We start from the raw sequence: 19156 nt of genomic DNA, 5'->3' as shown, positions 1-19156 counted from the left end.
CTCACCTCTTCCCATGATGGCCGCCCTCGCCTTTCCCATTGCGCCCGCGCACCCGCAGCAGGTCGCCGGTGGCGGCGTCGTATTTCAACTTCAGGACACGGCCTTCGGCGGTGATGGTCTTGATCTCGTAGACGATCTGCCCGTCCTCATCCTCGAACTCGACGTCCAGGATGTCGCCGGGGAAATCGGCCTGCGCGCGGGCCACGATGGCCTCCAGCGGCATCGCCCGGCCCGACCGGAAGGCCTCCCGCGCCCGCTCATGGTCGCGGTCGTCGTCGGCCCCCGCCGGCAGAGTGGCGGCGAGAAGTGCCAGGGACAGCAGGACGGTGGGGACGGCGTTCATGGTCGGAACCGGCGGGCGAATGGACGTTCCCAGTTAGCACAAAGCCGGCTGAACGGCACCTGAATGGGCCGCGGGGGGCAAAGGGATACGGGACAAAGCGTTGCCGCGACGGTTGTCTTCGGGAGCGATCAGAGAGGGAGGAGCATCATGGACCACGACACCTTCAACATGGGCATCCGGAAGTACCTGAAGGTCGTCGGCGTCACCTCGCAGCGCGAGATCGAGCGCGCCGTGACCGAAGCGATGGAGGCCGGCAAGCTGAAGGGCAACGAAACGCTCCAGGCCCGCGTCGTGCTGACCGTCGAGGGCATCGGGCTGGAGCATGAGATCAAGGGGGAGATCGCGTTGGAGTAGGCGTCGGCACCGGTTGCCCCCACCCTCCCGCTTCGCGGGTCCCTCCCTCCCCCGCTGCGCAGGGGAGGGCCAGAATCCCCCTCCCCTGCGCAGCGGGGGAGGGCTGGGGTGGGGGCAAGGGTCACCCCATCACCAACCCGCCATCCACATACAGCACCTGCCCCGTCATGAACCGGCTCCAGCCCGACGCCAGGAACAGCACGGGACCGGTCACGTCCTCCGGCGTGGCGATGCGGCGCAGCGGGGTCTGGGCGACGATGGCGTCCTTCACGTCCTCCTTCGTCGCCCGGCTGGCGTCGGTGGGGTAGACCAGCCCCGGCGCCACGCAGTTGACGCGGATGCCCAGCGGCCCCAGCTCCGCCGCCAGATTGCGGCTGAACCCGACCAGCGCCGCCTTGGCCGTCGTGTAGTCGTGATAGGGCACGGTCGGCCGGGCGACGAGGTCGGTCGCCATGTTCACGATGCTGCCGCCGGGCCTACGACGCATCACCGGCAGCACCGCCCGGCAGACGTTGTAGGTGCCGAGCAGCGCCCCATCCACCTGCCCCCGGTAGTCCGCCCAGTCGGTGTCCCAGAACAGCTTGCGCTTCTCCGGGTCGAAGGCGTAGGGGCGGAAGGCGTTGTTGACCACCACGTCGATCTTGCCGAACTCCTCCGCCGTGCGCTCCACCATGCGGTTCACCGCCTCGGCGTCGGTCACGTCGGCCTGCACCGCCCAGGCGTCGCCGCCCGCCTCGCGGCCCAAATCGCGGCAGGCTGCCGCCACCGCCTCGGCGGCCTCGGCATTCTGAAGGTAGTTGACGGCGACCGCCGCCCCCTCCGCCGCGAAGGCCTTGGCGATGGCCGCACCGATGCCGCGGCTGGCGCCGGTGACGAGGACGGTCTTGTCGCGGAAATCCATGGCGGGCCAAGCCTTCCTTACTCGGGGATCAGGTCGGACCGGACCAGCGTGCCCATGTCGAGGTCCGCCCCGATCAGGCCGAGTTGCTTGAAGGTGTCCGCCCCCTTCTGCATCAGTTCCGGATCAAAGTGGCCGAGGCCCTTGGCCTTGGTCGTCTCCGACACGCTGGAGGCGTTGCGCAGCTTGATGATGGCGAGGTTGGTGGCCTCGTCGCGGCCGTTGATGGCGCGGGTCACGGCGAGGCGGGCGGCCTCCTCCGGCTCGGCGATCATCCAGGCGGCGCTGTCGCGGTAGGCGGCGAGGAAGCGCTTCAGCACGTCCTTCTTCGTCCGGTAGGTCTCCTCCGTCACCACGAAGATGTCGGAGGGCAGGTTCAGCGTGTCCTTGACCTCGATGACGTTGATGTCCTTCAGCCCCTTCTGCATGCCCACATGGAGGCCGGTGTCGGTCGCCGCGGTGGCGTCCACCTGACCCTGGATGACGGGGGCGAAGTTCAGCAGGCCGGTCACCTCGATGGTCACGTCCTTCTCGCTCAGCCCGACCTGATGCAGAAGCACCTGGAGGTTCTGGCGCGTGCCGCTGGACAGGCTGTAGACGCCGATGCGCTTGCCCTTGAGGTCTTCGGGCTTGGTGATGTTGCGCTCCTTCGGCGACACCACGTTGAAGACGTTCTGCGGGTAGATGTTGTAGATGGCGATCAGCTTCTCGCCCTTGTCGAGCGCGAGGTAGAAGGAGGCCGGGTCGGTGAAGGCCACGTCGGCCTGACCGGTCAGCATGTTCTGGATGGCCGAGCCGCCGCCGGTCCCCGGCATATAGCCGAGATCGATCCCCTTGGCCTTGAAGAAGCCCTTGTCCGGCTCGGCCAGCAGGTTGGTGATCTCGCTGATCGGCTGGCTCCAGCCCGCCACGGTCACCTTGTCGAGCGCCAGCGCGGGGGAAGACAGGAGCAGGGCGGAAACGGCGACGGCACCCAAAGTGCGCAGGAACCCGAACATCGTGTGATTATCCTTTCCACGGACGGCGCAGCAGCCACCGCTCAAGCCCGGCGGCGGCCTGATAAACGATCATGCCCAGCACCGTGATGACGATGAACAGGGCGAACATCATGGTCGAATCCATCATCCCCTGCGCCGCGATGATCGAGGCGCCCAGCCCCTGCCGGCCGCCGATGAACTCGCCGACGACGGCGCCGACCAGCGCCAGCACCACGGCGACGCGCAAGCCCGCCAGGATCACCGGCAGGCCGGAGGGAATCTTCAGGCGCAGCAGGGTCTGCAGGCGCGTCGCCCGCAGCATCCGGAACAGCTCCCGCTTGTTGGGATCGACCTGCTGAAGGCCGGTCATGGTGTTTTCCAGCAGCGGGAAGAAGCAGATCAGCGCCGTGATGACCACGGTGGAGGTCATGCCGAAGCCGAACCAGACGATGAACAGCGGCCCCAGCGCCAGCTTCGGCACCACCTGGCTGGCCAGGATGTAGGGGTAGAACAGGCGGCGCAGCACCGGCACCTCGGCCAGCAGCACCCCGGCGAGGAAGCCGACGGTGCAGCCGGCGGCGAGGCCCATCGCCATCTCCGCCGTGGTGACCCAGAGGTGCGGCAGCAGATAGCCGCCGGCCAGCCCGTCCCACAGCGTGCGCAGAACCGCCGACGGCAGCGGCACGACCAGCGCCGACACCCCCGCCACCCGGCAATAGGCCTCCCACCCCGCCAGCAGCAGGACGAGCAGCAGGGCGGAGGCGAGGCGCACCATCACGACGCGCGCTCCAGCGCCACGTCGGACTTAGAGCCGTCCATGGCGTGGCGCAGCTCCAGGCACAAGGCGTTGAAGCGCGGGCTGTAGCGGACGTCGCGCCCGCGCGGGCGGGCCAGCGGCACCGGCAGGGCGTGGCGCAGGTGCCCGCCCTCCATCACCGCCACCCGGTCGGCCAGATAGACCGCCTCCGCGATGTCGTGGGTGACGAACAGCACGGTGGTGCGGTGCCGGGCGCAGAGATTCAGCAGGTCGTCCTGCAACTCCTCGCGCGTGATGGCGTCGAGCGCGGCGAAGGGCTCGTCGAGCAGGAGCAGCGGCGGCTCGGTGACCAGCGCGCGGGCCAGCGCGACACGGCTCTGCTGCCCGCCCGACAGTTGGCTGGGGTAGCGTCCTTCGAGCCCGGTCAGGCCGACGAGGTCCAGCAGCTCCTCCGCCTTGCGGCGGTCCGCCGGCTGCGGACGACGCGTCAGCGACACCGGAAGCAGCAGGTTGTCGAGCACCGTCCGCCACTCCAGCAGCGTCGGCGCCTGGAAGACGAAACCGACCTGGGCGCCCGGCCCCTGCACCGGCTGCCCCTGGATGCGGACGGCTCCGGTCGAGGGGGCCAGCAGCCCGGCGACCAGCTTCAGCAGGGTCGTCTTGCCGCAGCCGCTGCGCCCGACCAGCGCGTGGAACTCGCCCTCCCCGATGGCCCAGTCGATGCGGTCCAGGATGGTGCCGCCGCTCGGGACGCCGTAGCCGGCCTGTTCGATGCTGACGAAGGGCATGGCCGGGCGCCTCAATCCGTGTAGGGGGCGAAGGTGTCCGCCGCCCGTTCCGCCGATCCTTCGATCTCGGTCATGGTGACGAGGTCCAGCAGGTTGAACCGCCCGTCATGGTGCCATCCCGCCTCCGGCGCGGTCATGCGGCCGAGCGCGCAGAGGCGCGTCACACCCACGGCCCCCAGCGCTCCGGCGAGCGCGAACAGCTCCTCCGGCGCGGCGGCGATGCCCACGGTCTGGAGGAAGGCGCGGTAGGGCGCCAGCCCCGGCACCGCGTCGGCCAGCCGGTCCACCGCCACCACCGTCACCGTGCGGTTCAGCCCGCAAGGGCTCAGGCCGTCCGCCGCGTCGGTGTAGGCGACGGCCCAGCTTCCCGCCGGATCGCCCAGCAGGGCGCGGCTGGGGTCGGCAAAGCCCTTCGTCTCTTCCGCGTTGCGCCAGGACGCGACGCTTCCCGCCTCGCTCATCGACAGGGGACGGCGCGGGAATTTGCTGCCCAGCGCGTCGAGCTCGTGCGCCAGATAGCCGGCGAACTCCCGCGGCGACACCCGCCCGGCGCGCTCCACGAAAAAGGTCTGGGGCGAGTAGCAGCCCTGCTGGTCGTAGCGCGCCACGTCGTAGGCCGCCTGCCGCGCCACCGCCCCCGCCTTCCCGGCGTCGAGCGCGGAGCGGGCGACCATGCCGAAGCTGATCTTGTGGCCGTAGGGCAGGAAGCGCGCGGTGATCGGCACCCGCGCCCGGATGGCCTCCAGCGCGTCGTTGCCGCCATAGGCGACCACCGTGTCGGCGCGGCCCAGCCACGCGCGCTCCGCCGCCTCGTCGCCGCCCTTCCACCAGACGATGGCGATGCAATCGGCCAGCTCCGGGTCGATCTCCCCCAGGATTTGCGCGAACCAGCCGGCGAACAGCGGCTCGGCGCTCGGCAGCTTGCCGACCGTGCCGGCCTTCACCAGCAGGCCGGAGATCAGGCTCCACAGCGGCAGGCCCGGCACGTTGCCCGCCCAGACATGCAGCAGCAGTTCCGGCCCGAAGGCGCGGGCGAAGCCGCCCTTGGGCATCGGCTGGAAATCGTCGAGCACCGCCGGGTTGGCGAAATCCTCGGCGATGAATTTCCGCAGCTCCGGCCCGCGGAAGGTCTTCAGATAGCCGGTCAGCCCCAGCCGGACCATCTCGGCGTCGTAGCCGGTGACCAGCGGCAGCAGCCGTTCCGCCTTCCGCCGCCACGGGTCGTCGCGGTCGAGCAGCCGGGCGACGGCGCGGTCGATGGTGGCGGCGATCTCCGCGACGGTGCGGCGTCTCAGGTAAGTCCGCGCGTTCGTCCGCACCCGCGTTGCCAATTCAGCGACCTGTGGCTCGGTCAGCACCGGCACCGCCACGTCGAGCGTCTCGGCGCCGCGCCGGAAGGTCAGCGTCCGCCAGTCCACCGCGTCGGCGGACAGCCCCGGCAAATGCCCGGCGCGCTCCATCAGGAAGCCCGTGCCGCTTTGAGGAAGTCCTCGACCGCCATGGAGCAGCCCTTGGCGTCCGCCCCGTCGGCCCGGCCGAGAAGCTGGAAGCCGCCGTCCACCTCCACCCCCGCATCCTCGGTCAGGATGGCCGACGCGCAGTTGAAATGGGCCAGATCGTGATGGACGAGCACGCCGACGCTGCCGCGCGGCACCTCCTGCCCGGTCAGCGGGTTGATGACCCGGCTGCGGATCCAGTGCGGGCCGGACTTCACCGACGGGCAGGCCTCGTTGCCGTCGTCGTAGAACTGGGTGCTCAGCTCGGTCATGCCGTACATGTTGATGCACAGCCGGCGCGGCACACCGAAGGTCGCGGACAGGCGGCTGTAGAACTCCTCCGCCGCCATCTCGCGCGACTGGCCCTTGAAGCCGCCGGTGTCGAGGATGCGGCTGCCCGCCGGCAGGGCGAAGCTCCGCCCCCGCTCGGCCAGCGCGTCCATCAGATGCACGACGCTGAAGCTCGCCCCCAGCAGGGCGTAGGGTTCGCCGGTGGCCTCGGCACGGGACAGCTCGGCGATGGCCCCGTCCACGTCCAGCCCGGCGTCGGAGACGAAATACCGGCTCTCCGCCGTCCCGAATTCGCTCTTGGCCAGCGCCAGATAATGGGCGAGCGAGGAGTTGGGCATCGCCTGCTCGGTCGGGAACAGGATGCCCATGCGCAGCCGATCATGCTCACCCATAAAGCGGCGGCGGAAGTTGACGGTCATCGAGCGGTCGTAGACCGCCAGCGTCGGGTGATGGCTCTTGCCCCGCACGCCCTTGGTGGTGCCGCTGGTCATGAAGACGTGCGGGCATTCCTCCGGCGGGCGGCCGCTCAGCGTCAGGTCCTTGAAGGCGCTGATCGGCACGGCGGGCACGTCGCGCCAGCTCTTCACCGTGCGCAGGGTGCGCGCCCGCTGGGTGGCGAAGCGGCGGTAGGGGGCGTTGGTCTCGAACTGGTGGGCGAAGACGGCCAGCGCCATGCGGTTGAACGCCTCCTCGTCCGCCTCTCCGGCGGCGATGAAGGCCAGCAGCTCTTCGACAAGTCGGGCTTCGGTCACGTCCGCACACCTTTTGCAACGCCAACAAACTGTTGCCGGGACAAGCGGTGTCTGGATGGAATGGGGGTACGCCGTGCCGCCCTTCAGTCCCGTCCCTACGCCGGTATGACCCGGATCAGGTTCGATGGGTCACCGCGTTGTCCGGATGAAAGCGCCGGACCGGCGGAGTCTCAGCCTCCTAGCGAGGCCCCCCAGGGAACATTCGCAAGCTAAGGGACCGGCCCCCGCCCGTCAAGGAGGTCGGGCTCTGAGACGCACGGCGCTCCGCCCGTGGCAGCCCCACAACCGCCGTGATAGGATCCGCGCCCGCGGGCGGCCGACGCCGGCGGCAGAACGGGGAACGGGATGGTGAGGATCGAGGACTGCACGCTGGTGTTCGCCGACACGGCGAACCACGCCCTGGTCGAGATGGCCATCCGGGACAGCATCGCCGCCTGCCGCTTCTCCAGCGTCCTGCTGCTGTCCGACCGCGATCCGAAGATCCCCGGCGTCGATTTCCACCGCATCGCCCCGATCAACGACATCGACGACTATTCGGACACGATCAACGTCCGCCTGCGCCGGCTGGTGACGACGGGCCATGTCCTGATCGCGCAGTGGGACGGCTTCGTCGCCGACCCACAGGCATGGACGGAGGAGTTCCGCGCCTTCGACTACATCGGCGCCCGCTGGGGCTGGTACGACGACGGCATGACGGTGGGGAACGGCGGCTTCTCCCTGCGCTCCGCCGCCCTGCTCGACCGGCTGCGCGACCTGCCCTTCGAAGCCGGCATCCCCGAGGACCACGTCATCTGCCGGACCGAGCGCCCGGCGCTGGAGAAGGCCGGCATCCGCTTCGCCCCGGAGGCCGTGGCCGACCGCTTCGCCTTCGAGCGCACGCCGGTGCCGGGACCGGCCTTCGGCTTCCACGGCCTGTTCAACTTCGGCAAGGTGCTGGGGGACCGCGCGCTGGAGGAACGGATCGAGGTGATGGACGGCCCGCTTCTCGACCGGCGCGACTACACCGACCTGATGACCAGCCTCGCGCTGTCCGGACGCAAGGCCCCCTTCGCCTCCATGGTCCGCAAGCTGGTGGCGCGGCGGGACGAGACGTTCCTGCGCTCCCAGATCACCGAATGGACGAGCGGCGTGCAGCGGGACTATGTGCTGGCCCTGGCCGATGCGGTGCAGACGACGGCGGCGCCGGGGTCGCGCTGGCCGGCGGTGGCCGCGCCGCAGCGACGCCAGCCGAAGATCTACGACTGCTTCACCTTCCACAACGAACTCGACCTTCTGGAGCTGCGCTTCCGCGAGCTGTACGACACGGTCGACCAGTTCGTGATCGTCGAGGCCAAGCAGACCTTCACCGGCGCGCCCAAGCCGCTGCATTTCATGGAGGAGCGCGATCGCTTCCTGCCCTTCCTGGACAAGGTGAAGCTGGTCGTCGCCCCCGACTTCCCGGAAACCGACAATCCCTGGGTGCGCGAGCGGGCGCAGCGGAACGCCATCGCGCTCGGGCTGGACAAGGTGGAGCCGGACGACATCGTCATCGTTTCAGACGTGGACGAGATTTTGCGCGCCCGCTCGGTCGCGTCGCTGCGCGACAGTTCGGCGATGATCGCGGGGTTCCGCGTGCCGCTGTTCTACTTCAAGGTCAATTTCATGAACGTGGAGGGCGAGAACTTTTCGGTCTTCCCCGTCGCCGTCCGCGGGCTGATGGCCCGGATGACCACGCCGCAGCAGATCCGGGAGAGCCGCGGCACGCTGGACCGCTACACCCCCGAGACGCGTCCGCCCTACGTGGACATCCTGCCCCACGCGGGCTGGCATTTCTCCTACATCGGCGACGACGACGCCATCCGGCACAAGATCCAGAGCTTCTCGCACCAGGAGCTGAACCGCGACGACATCCTCGACGGCATCGACGTGCCCCGCTTCCTCGCGGAGGGCAGCGACCTCTTCCACCGTCCCGGCTACCGCTGGCAGTCCGTGGAGCTGAACGACTATTTCCCGGCGAACCTCCTGGGCGAACGCGAACGCTGGGCGGACTTCATCGCCGAGGAGGTCGGCGGCCGGGTCACCTGGAAGTAGCCGGCGCTCTTTCCCCTACACCTCCCGCCGCAGCAAAGACAGGGCGGCCATCGCCATCACCTGGGCGGAATGGACCATGTCATCGATGCCCACATACTCGTCTGGCTGGTGGGCGAGGTCGAGGATGCCGGGGCCGTAGGCGATGCAGTCCTTGAGATGCCCGACCCGCGCGATGTGCTTCTGGTCGTAGGTGCCGGGGGACACCACCTGCGCCGCCGGGCGGCCCAGCACCGTCTCGATGGCCGCCCCCACCGCCCGAACCACCGGCGCGTCGGCGTCGGTCAGGGTGGGCAGGAAGGCCAGCACCTCGCGCAGCTCATAGTCGAAGCCGGGGCGCTCGCGGCGCAGATCCTCCAGGATGCCGACGATCTCCGCCCGCACCTCCTCCGGGTCCTCCTCGATCAGGTAGCGGCGGTCGATGACCATGCGGCAGCGGTCGGGCACCATCGGGCTGGGCAAGCCGCCATGGTCCTCCGGCTGGCCGCCGTGGATGGCGTTGATGTTCAGGGTGGATTGCCGCGCCCCTTCCGGGACCACCGGCATGGCGGTGCGCTTGGCGGCCAAGCGGGGGATCAGCTCCGTCTCGATCCGGTGCAGCACGGCGCCCATGTGGCGCACCGCGCAGTTGCCGAGGAAGGGCATGGAACCGTGGGCGACCCGACCCTTCGTCTCGATCTCCGCCCACCAGACGCCGCGGTGGCCGATGCACACGCGGTCGACGTTCAGCGGCTCCGGAATGATGACGTGATCGACTCGCGGGCGGGAGAAATAGCCGAGCGTGGCGAGATGCCCGACCCCGCCGTAGCCGCCGGACTCCTCGTCCACCGTGCCGGAGATTTCCAGCGCGCCGGGAAAGGGGATGCCCGCCTCCAGGATCGCCTCAACGGCGATGATCGACGCGGCGATGCCGCCCTTCATGTCGCAGGCGCCGCGGCCATAGACGCGCCCGTCCTTTACGACGCCTTCGAAGGGATCGACCGTCCAGCCCTGGCCGGCGGGCACCACGTCGATGTGGCCGTTGAAGTGCACGCAGGGGCCGGGCTCACGCCCCTCGACGCGGGCGATGACGTTGGTGCGCGGGTAGCGGTCGCTGTCGCCCGGCGCCCCGTCGGCCCGCACATACTCAACGGCGAAGCCGCGCCCGGCCAGCCGCCGCCCGAGGAACTCCGCGCAGTCGGTATAGACGTCGCCGGGCGGGTTCACGGTCGGAATGCGGATCAGGTCGCGGGTCAGCGCGACAAGCTCGTCGCGCCGCGCCGCGATGCGGCGGAACAGCGACTCCCGGTGGTCGAGCGGCATGCCTCCCCCCTACGCACACTTCGTTGCGCGGAAGGATCGGTCATGCTGGCGCGCCTGTCGAGAGGTTCCGCGCCTCACTCCGCCGCATGATGCCGCAGCCGCCCGTCCTGATTGGCCTGCCCGTTGCGGAGCTGCTCCTCGTACCAGCGGCGGTGATGGTCCTTGGCCCAGTTCTCGTCCACGACACCGCTTCCCATGGCGTCGAAGGCGCCCTCCATGCCTATGGTGCCGATGTAGATGTGCCCGATGATCAGCGCGATCATCAGCGCGGCCACCACCCCGTGCGCCACATGCAGGATCTGCATGCCGCCGATCCCGGTGACGGCGAAGGGCATCATCAGCAGGAAGCCGGTGAGCGACAGCGCGAAGCCGCCGAACACCACCGCCCAGAAGACGCCCTTCTGACCGGCGTTGAACCGCCCGGCCTCCGGATGCTCGCCGGACTTGCTCAGCACGCCGCCGAGCGTCTTCAGCCAGACGAGGTCGGCCTTCTCCGGAATGTTGTCGCGCACCCACAGCACGAAGATCATCAGCAGGCCGAGGACGAAGGGCACGCTGAAGAAATTGTGCATGTACTTGCTGGCCTCGGCCAGCATCGTGAAGTTCGGGTGGCCGATCAGCGGGATCAGCAGCATGCGCCCGAAGGTCAGGATCAGCCCGGTCAGTGCCATCAGCAGGAAGCTGACCGCCGTCGTCCAGTGGGCGAAGCGGTCCATGCCGCTGAAGCGCGGCACCGGACGCCCCGACCGGCCGCCCTGGATACGGATGGTGCCGCGGATCAGGTAGAAGATCGCCAGCACCGCGATCGGTCCCAGGATCAGCGCCCCCGCGATGATCTTCAGCCAGACCATGCGGAACTCGCGCCACTCCCGCCCCTCCGGCTGGACCAGGACGCCCAGCTTCTCGTCGGGAATGCTGACCCGCCCGGACAGCTTGCCGTCCGGCGTCTGGTAGAGCTGCACCTCGTCCTTCGAGGTCGGCGAGGTCGGCCCCGGCGTCTGGTAGAACTGCGCCTGCACCGCCGGTGCGGCGAGCAGCAGAACGAACAGGACCAGCAGGGGGCGCAGGAGCTTCGTCATGTCGCGTCCTTCCCTAGAGAGTATGCGCTTCGCGGGGTGCTTGATCGGGACAGCCTTGCCCCCACCCCGGCCCTCCCCCGCTTTGCAGGGGAGGGAGAATTGTCCCCTCCCCTGCGACAGCGGGGGAGGGTTAGGGTGGGGGCATCACCCCACCCCTCAGCTCCCGCCGGTGCCCTCGCGGCCCGGGCTGAAGGCGTCGCCGCGGTCGTTCTGGCCATAGGCGGTGGACCAGCCCCAGGCGCCGGAGCCGTAGCCGCGGCGCACCGTCCGCTCCTTGTAGATGTCGGCCAGAACGTCGCCGTCACCGGCCATCAGCGCGCGGGTGGAGCACATCTCCGCGCAGAGCGGCAGCTTGCCCTCGGCAAGCCGGTTGGTGCCGTATTTCTGGTACTCCTCCATCGTGTTGTCCGCCTCCGGACCGCCGGTGCAGAAGGTGCATTTGTCCATCTTGCCGCGGCCGCCGAAGTTGGTCGCCTGCGGGTATTGCGGCGCGCCGAAGGGGCAGGCGTAGAAGCAGTAGCCGCAGCCTATGCACAGGTCCTTCGAGTGCAGCACCACCCCGTCCGCCGTCTGGTAGAAGCAGTCCACCGGGCAGACCGCGGCGCAGGGCGGGTCGTTGCAGTGCATGCAGGCCATGGAGATGGAGCGCTCGCCGGGCACGCCGTCCTTCAGCGTGATGACGCGGCGGCGGTTGATGCCCCAGGGGATGTCGTGTTCGTTCTTGCAGGCGGTGACGCAGGCGTTGCACTCGATGCAGCGTTCCGCGTCGCACAGGAATTTCATGCGGGCCATGAATGTCTATCCTCCCTGGGGCGCGTCAGGCCGGTTCGACGCGGCACAGCGTCACCTTGGTTTCCTGCATGAAGGTCATGGGGTCGTAGCCGTAGGTCGTCACCCCGTTGGCCGGCTCGCCCAGGACGATGGGGTCGGTGCCCGGCGGGTAGTTCTCCCGCAGGCTGTTGCCCTGCCAGTAGCCGGAGAAGTGGAAGGGCATGAAGACCGTGCCGGTGCCGATGCGTTCGGTCACCAGCGCGCGCATCCGCGCCTTGGAATTGTCCTCCGGCCCGTAGACCCAGACCATGCCGCCGTCGCGGATGCCCAGCCGCTCGGCGTCCTTGGGGTTGATCTCCACGAACATCGTCTGCTGCAGTTCGGCCAGCCAGGGGTTGGAGCGGGTCTCCTCGCCGCCGCCCTCATACTCGACCAGCCGTCCGGAGGTCAGGATGAAGGGGAAGCGCTGGCGGATGTCGCTGTCCGCGATCTTGAACTGGAGCGAGCGGGCGAGCTGCGGCAGGCGGTAGTCGCGCCGATCCTCGATCGCCGGATACTCCTTCACCAGCTCCGGCCGCGGCGAGTAGATCGGCTCGCGGTGCAGCGGCACCGGGTCGGGCAGGTTCCAGGCGACGGCGCGGGCCTTGGCGTTGCCGTGCGGCGAACACCCATGCTTCAGCGCGACGCGGATGATGCCCATGGACAGGTCGGTCTGCCAGCTCACCTCGTCGGTCTTGTCGCCGCCGATGGCCTGGATGACGCGCATCTCCTCCGCCGTCAGGTCCTTGTCCCAGCCCAGCTTGCGCAGCATCGCCATGGTGAATTCGGGATAGCCGTCCTCGATCTCCGACCCCTTGGAATAGGAGCCGTCGGCGAGCAGGCTGACGCCGTTGCGCTCCACCCCGAAGCGGGCGCGGAAGACGCCGCCCCCTTCCATCACATGCTTGGAGGTGTCGTAGAGCACGGCGCAGCCGGGATGGCGAAGCTCCGGATGGCCCCAGCAGGGCCAGGGCAGGCCGTAATACTCGCCCTTCAGCGGGCCGTCGGTCGCCTGCATGGTGATCTTGTCGAAGTCGGCCTGATGCTTCATGTGCATCTTCAGCCGTTCCGGCGACTGGCCGGTGTAGCCGGTGGACAGGCAGCCGCGGTTGATCTCGCGCAGGATGTCCTCCGGCACCGGGCGGGTCTCCTCCACCGTGATGTGCTTGAACATCTCGTCGGCGAAGCCGAACTTGCGGGCCAGCAGATAGATGATGGTGTAGTCGTCCTTGGACTCGAAGATCGGCTCCACGACCTTCTCGCCCCACTGCATCGACCGGTTGGAGCAGGTGCGCGAGCCGTCCGTCTCGAACTGGGTGCAGGCCGGCAGGATGTAGGTGCCGTTCCGGCGTTCCTTGAAGGCGGCGAAGGTGGTCGGGTGCGGGTCGGCGATGACCAGCAGGGACAGCTGCTCCAGCCCCTTCAGCATCTCCGGCATGCGGGTGACGGTGTTGCCGCCGTGCCCGAAGACGACCATCGCCTTCAGCGGCGACGGCTGCTGGATCTCCTCCGGCTTGTAGGTGACGCCGTCGAACCAGCGGGTGGTCGGGATGCCCTTGGCCTCCATCAGCTCCTTGGAGGCGAAGCGGGCCTTCATCCAGTCGTAGTCGACGTCCCAGACGCGGCAGAAATGCTTCCACGCCCCCTCGGCCAGCCCGTAGTAGGAGGGCAGCGTGGAGACGTCGAGGCCGAAGTCGGTGGCGCCCTGCACGTTGCAGTGGCCGCGGTAGATGTTGGCGCCGCCGCCGGCCACCCCGATGTTGCCGAGCGCGAGTTGCAGGATCGACAGGGCGCGGACGTTGGCGGTGCCGGTGGTCTTCTGGGTGATGCCCATGCACCAGATGACGGTGGACGGCCGGTTCTTCGCCAGCGCCTCCGCCACGCGGTAAAGCTGCTCGCCGGGAACGCCGCTGACCCGCTCCACCGTCGCGGGGTCCCACTTCTTCACCTCGGCGCGGATCTCGTCCATGCCGTAAACGCGCTGGCGGATGTACTCCTTGTCCTCCCAGCCGTTCTCGAAGATGTGCCAGAGGATGCCCCAGGTGACCGGGATGTCGGTGCCGGGACGGATGCGCACATAGTCGGTGGCGTGGGCGGCGGTGCGGGTGAAGCGCGGGTCGATGACGATGAAGGGCGCGCGGTTGTGCTCCTTGCCGCGCAGCATGTGGGGCAGCGAGACGGGATGCGCCTCCGCCGGATTGCCGCCGATGATCAGCAGCGCCTTGGAATTCTGGATGTCGTTGTAGCTGTTGGTCATGGCGCCGTAGCCCCAGGTGTTCGCCACCCCGGCGACCGTGGTGCTGTGGCAGATGCGCGCCTGATGATCGACGTTGTTGGTTCCCCAGAAGGCCGCCAGCTTGCGGAAGAGATAGGCGCCCTCGTTGGAGAATTTGGCGGAGCCCAGCCAGAAAGTGGCGTCCGGTCCGGACTGCTGGCGGATCTCCAGCAGCTTGGTCCCGATCTCCTCGATGGCCTGATCCCAGGAGATGCGCTGCCACTGGCCGTCCACCAGCTTCATCGGGTATTTCACCCGCCGCTCGCCCTTGGTCAGCTCGCGCACCGAGGCGCCCTTGGCGCAGTGCGCGCCCTGGCTGATCGGGCTTTCCCAGCCCGGCTCCTGCCCGGTCCAGACGCCGTTCTGCACCTCCGCGATCACCGTGCAGCCGACGGAGCAGTGGGTGCAGACGTTCTTGCGGGTGACGACCTCGACGTTGGGCAGGGTCGGCCCGGCCTCGGCCTTCTGGATCATCGCGGCGGGCAGCGCGCCCAGCGCCGCCATGCCCCCGGCAGCGAGGCCGGAGGTCTTCAGGAAGCCGCGGCGGTCGACGGTTTCTCCCAGCCCGGCGGTGCCCGCGGACAGTCCGTTGGCCGACAATCCGTTCAGGCGGCGGGACAGGGAGGCGCGGGTGGCGGCGGTTCCGGCGTTGCGCTTGACGAGCATGGGGCGGCCCTCTGGATCAAAGTCGCGGTCAGAGTCGGTTCAGCGCGTAGAAACGCTTCACGTGTTCGGTTTCGCGGTAGCGGGACTTCACCTGCTCCTGCCGCGATTCCATCGCCTCCGCCGGGGCGGCGCGCAGGGTGGCGGCCACGGCGGCGGCACCCGCCGCACCCAGCCCAAGGCCCTTCAGCAGACTGCGGCGTTCCAGCCCGGTTTTCTTCTGGCTGTCGTCACGGTGCATGGATTGTGCCCTCCCGCTGGTCGGCCCCGCGCGGCGCGCCCGGAGGGGCGGGCGCGATCATCGCGAAGGCGTTGGTCTCGATGTCCAGGAACAGCCGCCCGAAGGTGCCCAGGGGCCGGTAGAGATGCGCCGCCGACGCCTCCTCCAGATCCTGGAAGAAGCGGCCCGCCCAGGGGGCGAGGTGGCGCTCGAAGAAGCGCTTCTGGCGCGGCAGGTCCGGTTCGCCGTCCGCCGTGCCGACGGTTCCGGCGGCCAGCGCGCCCATGATCTCGGCGATGGCGGCGATGTGGTCCTCGGGCTCGCTGACGCCGGGGGCGCGCTCGATGCCCAGCGCCTGCATGTCCTCGCGCAGGCGGGCGAGCGGCCGGTCGATCAGGAAGCCGGTGCGGTAGTAGGAGGCGAAGGGAACCAGCTCGCCCCGCGTCACCCCGAGGAACAGCTCATGATACTCGCGCTCGGCCCGGTGTTCGCCGTCCGGGGCGTCGGCGAGCGTACGCGCACGTATGGCCAGATCGCTGATGGCCCGGCCCAGCGGCGACCCGTCCCCGGCCAGAGCGCCGACCGTGGCCAGCAGGTCACGCGACGGCGGACGTGCCAACAGGTGGGCCAGCAGGCCGTACGCCTGCGCCCGCAGCCGATCCGCGTCGTCGATGATGGCCGTTTCCGCCATGCCTTTGCCCCGCTTCGCCTTTCCCGTGGCCGGTTAAGGTCCGGCTCATCTGGGACAACAGCGGGATTGCCCAAAGGTTGCGCAGTCCAGGCGGGGTGGTGGGGTTGTCTTCGTGCTTGGGTGCTGCCCCCACCCTAACCCTCCTCCGCTTTCGCAGGGGAGGGGACTGCCGCCGCTTTGCTTCTTTCTCCCTCCCCTGCGGAGCGGGGGAGGGCCTGGGTGGGGGCAATACCCTCACTTTCGTCAGACTCATCCATGTCAGCGACCACCACCTCCTCCGGCTTCTCCTCCTCCGGCGGCTTCTCGTCGGTGGCAATGCGGTCCAGCAGGTCGGCGATGCGGTCGGTGTCGAGCAGCTTGCCGTAGCCGGGGGCGTTGCAGTCCCAGTCATACTCGGCAAAGCCGCGGAAGCCCGCGATCACCGGGTCGCTGGTCCAGGCCTTGCGCAGGGCCAGCCGTTTCAGCTCCTTCGGGACGTTGCTGGCGAGGAAGCCGGTGTAGTCGCTGTCCGCGCCCAGGCTCTCCACCGGCGGCAGGCTCTCCGGGTCGAAGGGTTCCGGAGGCGGAACGGCGATGGCCTGCGGTTCCTCCGCCGCATCCCGCTCCTCCGGCGGTTCGGGAGGCTCGACGGGCGCCGTGCGCGCCTCCTGCTTGCGCCGCGACCAGCGGGACAGGAAGCCTTCCGACCCGTCATCCATGGCGGTGATCCTTTTCTGGATGAGCAACCGGGGCACGGCGGGCCAGCGCCTCCGGGTCGGCGCGGTCGCGCTGGCGCTTGTAGAAGGGCCGTTCGGTGTGGTGGCGGGCCACGAAATCGCGCATCCATGCCGCGAGGTCGGGCGTCAGGGGGATCGCTTCGATCAGGTCGTCGCCCGCGTCGGAATGGGCGTCGACCTCGCCGGGATCGACGGTGACGGCGAGCAGCCGCAGCCCCGGCTCCTCCGCGCAGCGGCGCAGGATGACGTAGAGCATCGGCTGGCCGCCTTTCAGGTTCTCGACGTAATTCTCCGTCTCGCCGGGATGGAGCACGATCTCCGCCGCACCCGCGTAATAGCCGGTGCGCTCGCCGTCCTGCGCCAGCACGGTCCAGGGCGCGCGGTCGGGCAGCGCCGGCAGGGCGCCGGTCACCCGCCAGCGGGCGTCCACCCACGGGTTGTCGATGCGCTGGCGCTCCACCGTGATCCCGACGCCGCGCCGTTCGGCCTGCCCGGTCATGACCGCGTCCCTTCTGCCTTGCGGACCAGCCGCTGTTCCCAGACCCGCCGCACCGGCTCGAAGCCCGCGTCCATCCAGCGGTCGATCCAGGTCAGGAAATGCCGGGTGAAGCTCTCCAGCACCGCCACGGCGTCGGTGTCGCCGAAGCCCTCCTCGCGCAGCGCCGTGCGGTCGGGGTGTCGCCCCGGGTCGGGATCGTCGGGGTCGCCGAGAACCTCCAGCTCCGCACCGACCACGGCCCAGGCGGGAAGCCCGTCCTCGGCGCCGGGGCCGAGCGCGACGGTCACCCCGCCGGCCACCGCGCCGTTCAGCAGCAGGCGACCTGCGCCGTCGAAGCGGATGCTCTGGTTCGGCGGCCCCAGCGCCTCCAGCGCGTCGGCCAGCGCGACCAGGGTGACGGCGGCGAGGCCGTCCCCCGCGTCCGGCCGGTCGGGGACCAGCACCACCGCCACGTCCAGCCGGTCGCGCCGGCCGCTGTGGACGAGCGTGCCGGGCGCCGCCCCCTCCGCGGCGAAGCGGCAGGCGGTGGCGAAGGGGCCGCCCGCCTCGGCGGGCCAGGGCTGGAAGATGGGCGGAAGAGTCGGGGAGTCGGTCGGGTCCATGCCCCTGATAACGCGCGAACGGGAGGGTTGGTGCCAACGCCTGTTGGTGGGAGGGACGGCCTTGTCACCCCTTCATCCAAAAGGAGTCCGCCGCCTTGCTCGCCGCCCTCATTTCCTCCGGTCTCGTCTCCTCCGGCCTTGTCGCCGGGCTGCTGATGACCGGCAACGTTATCGCCCAGGAAGTCAACAAGGAGTCGCTGTCCAACGACATCAAGGTGCAGCAGAGCCAGGAGCCGCCGCCCAACGAACAGGGTGTGCGCGCGCCCAAGGCCACCACCAGCGGCGAAACCCAGGGGGCGGAGCTTCAGCAGGCCCTGGCCGACGTCCGCCGGGCGCCGCCCGACCTCCAGGGCAACCCGGTGCCGCGCCCCAACCAATGGGCCAGCGAACCCGACATGGGACACGAGCCGACCCGCTCCGAAAACCCCTCCGACCTGAGCAGCCAGGAAGCCAAGTAGGACGAATCACCAACGTTCCGCACGGCGCATTCTTTTCCGCTTGATATGCTCCAATCGAGTATTTATGGTTTTGCTCACAGAGAGCATTAAAGGAATGCGCCATGCGCGACACCACCGGCCTTGCCTACACGCCCGACATCGCCGCGGCGACGCAGCCGATCTACGAGCGCATGAAGCGCGTGGTCCCCGCCGTCGAATGGCCGTTCCACGCCCCGCTGGTCCATGAGATCAACCGCCTGAAGCGGGAACGCAACGCGGTGATCCTCGCCCACAACTACCAGACGCCCGAGATCTTCCACGGCGTGGCCGACATCGTCGGCGACAGCCTGGCGCTCGCCGCGCGGGCGACCGAGACCGACGCCGACGTCATCGTCCTGGCCGGCGTGCATTTCATGGCGGAGACGGCGAAGCTGCTGAACCCGGCCAAGACGGTGCTGATTCCCGACACCGGGGCGGGCTGCTCGCTGGCCGAATCGATCACCGCCGCCGACGTGCGCCTGCTGCGCGAGCGCTATCCGGGCGTGCCGGTGGTCGCCTACGTCAACACCTCGGCCGACGTGAAGGCGGAGGTGGACATCTGCTGCACCTCCGGCAACGCGGTGGAGGTGGTGGAATCGCTGGGCGCGCCGCGCGTCATCATGCTGCCCGACGAGTATCTGGCAAAATACGTCGCCACCCAGACCAGCGTCGAGATCATCGCCTGGAAGGGCCATTGCGAGGTGCACGAGCGCTTCACCGGCGACGAGATCCGCGAGTTCCGCGGGCGCTTCGACGAGTTGATCGTCATCGCCCACCCGGAATGCCCGCCGGACGTCCTGGAGGCCGCGGACTTCGTCGGCTCCACCGCCCGCATGGTCGACTTTGTGGCGGACCGCCGCCCGCCGCGGGTGCTGATGGTCACCGAATGCTCGATGAGCGACAACGTCGCCGCCGCCTCGCCGGAGACGGAGTTCGTGCGGCCCTGCAACCTGTGCCCGCACATGAAGAAGATCACGCTGGCGAACATCCTGGACAGCCTGCGCACGCTGGAACCGCAGGTGACCATCGCGCCGGAGGTGGCCGACCGCGCCCGCCGTTCGGTGGAACGGATGCTGGCGGTGAAGCCGCGCTGATCCCGT

At 69.3% G+C, this 19156-nt stretch carries 20 protein-coding genes and 1 riboswitch; of the genes, 4 read left to right on the top strand and 16 right to left on the bottom strand.

What is annotated here, in order from left to right:
• Window position 1 precedes the first annotated feature (1 nt).
• On the bottom strand, window positions 2-343 hold the full coding sequence (locus Sp245p_RS20095) for a PepSY domain-containing protein (RefSeq protein WP_014198036.1): 342 nt from the start codon (window positions 341-343) through the stop codon (window positions 2-4).
• A gap of 147 nt (window positions 344-490) precedes the next feature.
• Between Sp245p_RS20095 and Sp245p_RS20090 the strand changes: the two genes are divergently transcribed.
• Complete coding sequence (locus tag Sp245p_RS20090; protein WP_014198035.1) at window positions 491-697, top strand: DUF6494 family protein; 207 nt, start codon at window positions 491-493, stop codon at window positions 695-697.
• 121 nt (window positions 698-818) lie between these two features.
• Here the strand turns inward: Sp245p_RS20090 and Sp245p_RS20085 are convergent, their stop codons facing one another.
• Genes Sp245p_RS20085 through Sp245p_RS20060 form a run of 6 tightly spaced genes read right to left on the bottom strand, consistent with a single transcriptional unit; the run spans window position 819 to window position 6656 of the window.
• Window positions 819-1598, bottom strand: a complete 780-nt coding sequence (locus Sp245p_RS20085) for a 3-oxoacyl-ACP reductase (protein WP_014198034.1) — start codon at window positions 1596-1598, stop codon at window positions 819-821.
• 17 nt (window positions 1599-1615) lie between these two features.
• A complete protein-coding gene (locus tag Sp245p_RS20080) occupies window positions 1616-2593 on the bottom strand; it encodes an ABC transporter substrate-binding protein (protein ID WP_014198033.1) in 978 nt (325 codons plus the stop codon).
• Between the two features lie 7 nt (window positions 2594-2600).
• The gene (locus Sp245p_RS20075) at window positions 2601-3347 is read right to left on the bottom strand and encodes an ABC transporter permease (protein WP_109138797.1); all 747 of its coding nucleotides are present in this window, start codon (window positions 3345-3347) and stop codon (window positions 2601-2603) included.
• On the bottom strand, window positions 3347-4117 hold the full coding sequence (locus Sp245p_RS20070; RefSeq protein WP_041812375.1) for an ABC transporter ATP-binding protein: 771 nt from the start codon (window positions 4115-4117) through the stop codon (window positions 3347-3349). Before Sp245p_RS20070 ends, Sp245p_RS20075 begins: the two co-directional genes overlap by 1 nt.
• Before the next feature lie 11 nt (window positions 4118-4128).
• Window positions 4129-5577: an acyl-CoA reductase gene (locus Sp245p_RS20065; protein ID WP_014198029.1), complete on the bottom strand. Its 1449-nt coding sequence runs from the start codon at window positions 5575-5577 to the stop codon at window positions 4129-4131.
• On the bottom strand, window positions 5577-6656 hold the full coding sequence (locus tag Sp245p_RS20060) for a LuxE/PaaK family acyltransferase (RefSeq protein ID WP_014198028.1): 1080 nt from the start codon (window positions 6654-6656) through the stop codon (window positions 5577-5579). The genes Sp245p_RS20065 and Sp245p_RS20060 overlap by 1 nt, the downstream gene beginning before the upstream one ends.
• Window positions 6657-6730: 74 nt before the next feature.
• Window positions 6731-6860, bottom strand: a riboswitch (TPP riboswitch).
• A gap of 141 nt (window positions 6861-7001) precedes the next feature.
• Here Sp245p_RS20060 and Sp245p_RS20055 point away from each other — a divergent pair.
• A complete protein-coding gene (locus Sp245p_RS20055; RefSeq protein ID WP_014198026.1) occupies window positions 7002-8726 on the top strand; it encodes a DUF5672 family protein in 1725 nt (574 codons plus the stop codon).
• 15 nt (window positions 8727-8741) lie between these two features.
• Here Sp245p_RS20055 and Sp245p_RS20050 read toward each other — a convergent pair whose 3' ends face one another.
• The 9 genes from Sp245p_RS20050 to Sp245p_RS20010 all read right to left on the bottom strand — a co-directional run bounded on the left by Sp245p_RS20050 (window position 8742) and on the right by Sp245p_RS20010 (window position 17580).
• Window positions 8742-10025, bottom strand: a complete 1284-nt coding sequence (locus Sp245p_RS20050) for an acetylornithine deacetylase/succinyl-diaminopimelate desuccinylase family protein (RefSeq protein ID WP_014198025.1) — start codon at window positions 10023-10025, stop codon at window positions 8742-8744.
• A gap of 74 nt (window positions 10026-10099) precedes the next feature.
• Window positions 10100-11104, bottom strand: coding sequence for a formate dehydrogenase subunit gamma (locus Sp245p_RS20045; RefSeq protein ID WP_014198024.1), 1005 nt, complete (start codon window positions 11102-11104; stop codon window positions 10100-10102).
• A gap of 156 nt (window positions 11105-11260) precedes the next feature.
• Window positions 11261-11896: a formate dehydrogenase FDH3 subunit beta gene (fdh3B, locus tag Sp245p_RS20040; protein ID WP_014198023.1), complete on the bottom strand. Its 636-nt coding sequence runs from the start codon at window positions 11894-11896 to the stop codon at window positions 11261-11263.
• A 25-nt stretch (window positions 11897-11921) separates the two neighbouring features.
• A complete protein-coding gene (locus Sp245p_RS20035; protein ID WP_014198022.1) occupies window positions 11922-14855 on the bottom strand; it encodes a formate dehydrogenase subunit alpha in 2934 nt (977 codons plus the stop codon).
• Window positions 14856-14883: 28 nt separating this feature from the next.
• Window positions 14884-15093 carry a twin-arginine translocation signal domain-containing protein gene (locus Sp245p_RS20030; RefSeq protein WP_014198021.1) on the bottom strand — a complete coding sequence of 70 codons (210 nt, stop codon included), beginning with the start codon at window positions 15091-15093 and terminating at the stop codon, window positions 14884-14886.
• A complete protein-coding gene (locus tag Sp245p_RS20025; protein WP_014198020.1) occupies window positions 15083-15763 on the bottom strand; it encodes a TorD/DmsD family molecular chaperone in 681 nt (226 codons plus the stop codon). The genes Sp245p_RS20030 and Sp245p_RS20025 overlap by 11 nt, the downstream gene beginning before the upstream one ends.
• A 134-nt stretch (window positions 15764-15897) precedes the next feature.
• Window positions 15898-16461 (bottom strand): DUF3306 domain-containing protein, encoded by a 564-nt coding sequence (locus tag Sp245p_RS20020; RefSeq protein ID WP_052584387.1) that lies wholly within the window; start codon window positions 16459-16461, stop codon window positions 15898-15900.
• Window positions 16454-16978: a DUF3305 domain-containing protein gene (locus tag Sp245p_RS20015; protein WP_014198018.1), complete on the bottom strand. Its 525-nt coding sequence runs from the start codon at window positions 16976-16978 to the stop codon at window positions 16454-16456. The genes Sp245p_RS20020 and Sp245p_RS20015 overlap by 8 nt, the downstream gene beginning before the upstream one ends.
• Window positions 16975-17580, bottom strand: a complete 606-nt coding sequence (locus tag Sp245p_RS20010) for a biotin/lipoate--protein ligase family protein (RefSeq protein ID WP_014198017.1) — start codon at window positions 17578-17580, stop codon at window positions 16975-16977. The genes Sp245p_RS20015 and Sp245p_RS20010 overlap by 4 nt, the downstream gene beginning before the upstream one ends.
• Window positions 17581-17675: 95 nt before the next feature.
• On the opposite strand from Sp245p_RS20010, the gene Sp245p_RS20005 reads away from it, so the two are divergent.
• Both Sp245p_RS20005 and nadA read left to right on the top strand, forming a co-directional pair.
• Window positions 17676-18038 carry a hypothetical protein gene (locus tag Sp245p_RS20005; protein ID WP_014198016.1) on the top strand — a complete coding sequence of 121 codons (363 nt, stop codon included), beginning with the start codon at window positions 17676-17678 and terminating at the stop codon, window positions 18036-18038.
• A gap of 101 nt (window positions 18039-18139) precedes the next feature.
• Complete coding sequence (gene nadA, locus Sp245p_RS20000; protein ID WP_014198015.1) at window positions 18140-19150, top strand: quinolinate synthase NadA; 1011 nt, start codon at window positions 18140-18142, stop codon at window positions 19148-19150.
• The last annotated feature ends 6 nt before the right edge of the window (window positions 19151-19156 follow it).

It is taken from the genome of Azospirillum baldaniorum, assembly GCF_003119195.2.
GTDB lineage: Bacteria > Pseudomonadota > Alphaproteobacteria > Azospirillales > Azospirillaceae > Azospirillum > Azospirillum baldaniorum.
Note: the sequence above shows the minus strand (reverse complement) of the source record. Positions and strands in the feature narration are given on the sequence as shown.